Source organism: Synechococcus sp. OH2 (genome assembly GCF_047462155.1).
Lineage (GTDB): Bacteria > Cyanobacteriota > Cyanobacteriia > Thermostichales > Thermostichaceae > Thermostichus.
Genome location: NZ_JANSIR010000069.1, coordinates 1 through 3,576, shown reverse-complemented (window position 1 = coordinate 3,576; position 3,576 = coordinate 1). Strand labels below are relative to the sequence as shown.

General features: G+C 63.0%; 3 protein-coding genes and 1 pseudogene. 2 read left to right on the top strand and 2 right to left on the bottom strand.

Annotation, left to right across the window (positions count from 1 at the left end; genetic code table 11):
* The first annotated feature begins 101 nt into the window (after window positions 1-101).
* Complete coding sequence (locus NW835_RS05865; RefSeq protein ID WP_414414776.1) at window positions 102-1,484, top strand: sigma-70 family RNA polymerase sigma factor; 1,383 nt, start codon at window positions 102-104, stop codon at window positions 1,482-1,484.
* Window positions 1,485-1,492: 8 nt separating this feature from the next.
* Window positions 1,493-2,128 carry a VanW family protein gene (locus tag NW835_RS05860; protein WP_414414775.1) on the top strand — a complete coding sequence of 212 codons (636 nt, stop codon included), beginning with the start codon at window positions 1,493-1,495 and terminating at the stop codon, window positions 2,126-2,128.
* 179 nt (window positions 2,129-2,307) lie between these two features.
* Here NW835_RS05860 and ubiE read toward each other — a convergent pair whose 3' ends face one another.
* Both ubiE and NW835_RS05850 read right to left on the bottom strand, forming a co-directional pair.
* A complete protein-coding gene (ubiE, locus tag NW835_RS05855; protein ID WP_414365504.1) occupies window positions 2,308-3,018 on the bottom strand; it encodes a bifunctional demethylmenaquinone methyltransferase/2-methoxy-6-polyprenyl-1,4-benzoquinol methylase UbiE in 711 nt (236 codons plus the stop codon).
* 51 nt (window positions 3,019-3,069) lie between these two features.
* Window positions 3,070-3,576, bottom strand: a pseudogene (locus tag NW835_RS05850) (hypothetical protein); the annotation flags it as partial.

Below are 3,576 nucleotides of genomic sequence, written 5' to 3'. Positions count from 1 at the left end.
ACACGGCTCTGCTGGGGCTGGAGTGGGCGGCTCGCCGCGGCTGAGGGGATAGGCTTTCATCAGGTCTATCTTCGTTTCTGTGGGACGACGCTGGGTGTAGCATGGCTGAGCAACCAAGGACTCCGTCTCCCTGGCGCGAGCGGGTGAGGGATTGGCCATCCCGCAGCGATGTGGAGCTGATGGAAGCGCTCACAGCAGGGCATTCTGTTGCCCTGGCTGTACTCTACGATCGCTATGCCGGCTTGATCTGTGGGCTGGCCCGTAAGATCCTGGGCCATGCGGCCGAGGCGGAAGATCTGACTCAGGCGGTGTTTGTCGAACTGTGGCACAAGCCCGACTATGATCCGCGGCAGGGATCCGTGAGCAGTTTTTTGTGTGCGTTGACCCGTTCGCGAGCCATTGAGCGTCTGCGCTTCCAGGATAGCCATCAACGTTTTTTGAAACACTGGCAACCCCTGCTCGCCGCCGATGGCAGTGCTCCGATCCCTTTTGAGCAGCTCTCCCTCGAGGAGCGACGGCAAGCGGTGCAGGAGGCCCTCAGCCAACTGCCGGAAAGCCAACGGCAGGTTCTCGAGCTGCTCTACTACCAGGGGTTGAGCCAGGCGGACATTGCCCAACACTGGGGGATCCCGCTGGAGGCGGTTAAAGCCCGCACTCGCCAGGCCCTCTGCAAGTTGCGGGAATCGCTCTCCTTGGAGTTAAGTTCTGGGTCTGAAGCCGCCTCGCCCCCTTCATCAGAAGCACAGGAAGAACTGGCCGGCTATCTGCTGGGGGACTTGTCTCCTGAACAGGCAAGCGCCCTGGAGGCACGCCTAACCCAAGACCCGCGGTTGCTGGCAGATTTGCAGGCCCTGCAAGAAACCCTGCATCTGCTGCCCTATGGGTTGCCAGGGGTGATTCCGCCGGCCAGCTTGCGGGGCAAGGTGATGGCAGAGGCGGGCATTGAGGAGGCGCTGACCCCTCTTCAGCCGGCACTGTCCTCTCTGGGGTTCGGTCGCCTCACGGCTGAGTGGCGCTGGGTAGGGGGCTTGGCGGCAGGGGCCTTGGCTTTGCTGGTTTTCGACAACTGGCGACTGCGGCAGGCGCTGCAACTGGCCCGGCTAGAATCGGTGCAGACATTGTCCCATCTCTTGCAACAGCCGGGATCCCGTCTGGTGAACTTGCAGGGAGAGGTGGGGTCGGCCAACCTGCTGTTGCGCCCAGGAGAGTGGCAGGAGGTGGTCTTGGCGGCAAGGGATCTGCCCCAACCGGCCCCTGGAGAGCGTTACCACCTCTGGCTCAAGCTGGACGACGGCGAGATCCTCCACTGCGGCACCTTTCAGGTGGATGCCCAGGGATCCGCGCTTGTGGCCTTGCGCCCGCCACACCCGCTGCCAGAGGGCGCCCGCCCCCAAGAGGTGCTGGTTACGGCCCAAGCCGCTGCCGTCCCTCGCCAACCCCAGGGTGAGGTTCTCTTGAAAGCCAAGGTGTCTTGGGAAAAGTGAAAGGGAAGATGCGGGGATTGGCTTTGTCGGTGGGGTTGGCCCTGCTGGCTCTGTGGTGGACGGATCCCACCCCAACCACCCTGAGCCGATACACCACTTCCTTGCAGGAGCGCACTCCCTCGCAGCTCCACAACATTCGCCAGGCTGCCCAAAGCCTGGATGGGGTTTACATTCGGCCAAGGGCAGTTTTTTCTTTCAACCAGGTGGTAGGGCCGCGCACCCTCGAGCGGGGCTATCTGCCTGCGCCGGTATTCATGGTGGCCGAAACCCTGGATTCGGTTGGGGGCGGGATCTGTCAAGTCTCCTCCAGCCTATACAACGCTGCTCTGCTGGCGGGGCTGGAAGTGGTGGAAAGGCACCCCCATTACCGCCCCGTGGAGTCGGTGCCCCCCGGCCTGGATGCCACCGTTTGGTACGGCTTGGCCGACCTCAAGCTGCGCAACCCCTTCCCTTGGCCGGTGCGCCTGCGCCTTCAGATCCGCGGCCAAAATCTCATCGTGTCGGTGCTGGGACGGGGATCCCGCCACGCCCTCCAGATCCCCCCCATTCACGTGGAGCAGCAGCGGCTGGATCCCCAGCATTTGCAGGTGAGCGTCTATCGCGGCAACAAGCTCCTCTCCCAGGATCGCTATGTTGCTCCCTAGCCGCCAAGCCCCTCTTGGCCAAGTCCGCTGCGTCTCCTCGGAGGCCGCATCCTAAGCTGCCTCTTCAACCGGTTTGAGACGCTGGCCAGGCGCTCTGCACTGCTGGTGACCCCCTCACCCCCAGCCCCTCTCCCAAAGGAAGAGGGGGGTCTAAGGAGCGAGGGGAGAAGCCGTTTGGATCATCTTGCAACCACCAGCACTCCCATCATGCCACCGGCTAGGGGGTAAAACTTGGCAGTAGAAAATCCTGCCTGCAAGGCCATTTGCCGCTGCTCTTCGCCAGAGGGGAAGCCGTCCAAACTGGGATCGAGGTAGGCATATTCAGATCCCAGTCCCAGGGTTTGGGCCTGGGCAACGACCTGGGTGTTCAGGTACCAGCGCTGAAAGTGAGCAAGAAACGGGATCCCTGTGGGGCGATGAAAGTCCAAAATAGCGGCGCGACAGCCGGGCTTGAGCACCCGGCAAATCTCTCGCAACGCCTGCGGGATATCGGTTACGTTGCGCAGGCCATAGCCCATTGTAACGGCATCAAAACTGTCGTCGGAAAAAGGCAAGGCCAGGGCGTCTCCCAACACCCACTCGAGGAAGTAGCCGGGAAAAAGACGGGAGCGCCGCCGAGCAATATCCAGCATGGCCGGGGAGAAATCCAGGCCGACCACATGTCCCCTTCGTCCCACCCGGCGGGCCAGTTGTAGCGCCAGGTCGCCAGTGCCGCAGCAGAGATCCAACACGTGCCCGCCAGGGCCGGCGCGCGACCAGCGCACAGCCATGCGCTTCCAAACCTGATGCAGGCCCAGGCTCAGGGTTTGGTTGAGGGCATCGTAGTGGGGGGCAATGCGGTCGAAGAGCTCCCGAATCTGCTCAGGGCGCTCAAAGGCTGGGCTGGGCACCGCTTCTCAACTCCGCTTTGCATCGATCGTACCAGCAGTCTCCAGACAGGGCTATTGCGGCACCGGGATCCCGCTCACGCCGACTCGGTGGCGGCGGCTGGGATAATCGGCCAGGCTCAAGGACAAAGACCGGGATCCGGCCAAGCTGGAGGCGGGGATGCGGACAGTTCCCTGGAAGACTTGGCTGTTGGGAGGCAGCTCCCCGGGCAAGCCCTGGGTGAGAGCGTTGATTGACCGTCCGGTGTCGTCAGTAACGTTCAGGAAGCTGTAGAGAAAGCGCACCGTCTCTGCCGAATTGTTCTGCATCGCCACGTTCAAAACCACTTGCCCTCCCTCGCGGCGAACTGAGAGCACCTGCATGGCAACCTGCCCGCTGGCAGCCACTTGCCGAGGTGGGGGAGGTGGTGTAAGTGCTGGTGGCGGCGAGGGGCGCAGCAGTTGGGGAGAGGGAGAAGCAGGCCGCAGGGTGGGGGATGGGGCTACCGCCAACTCAGGAGATAAGGGGGGGGTGGGCGTCGGAGTGGGTCTGGCTACGGGAACGGGTGTAGGGGTGAAGAG

Coding starts and splice junctions, on each gene's coding strand:
- NW835_RS05865 (WP_414414776.1), top strand. CDS start 102: ATGGCTGAGCAACCAAGGACTCCGTCTCCCTGGCGCGAGCGGGTGAGG.
- NW835_RS05860 (WP_414414775.1), top strand. CDS start 1,493: ATGCGGGGATTGGCTTTGTCGGTGGGGTTGGCCCTGCTGGCTCTGTGG.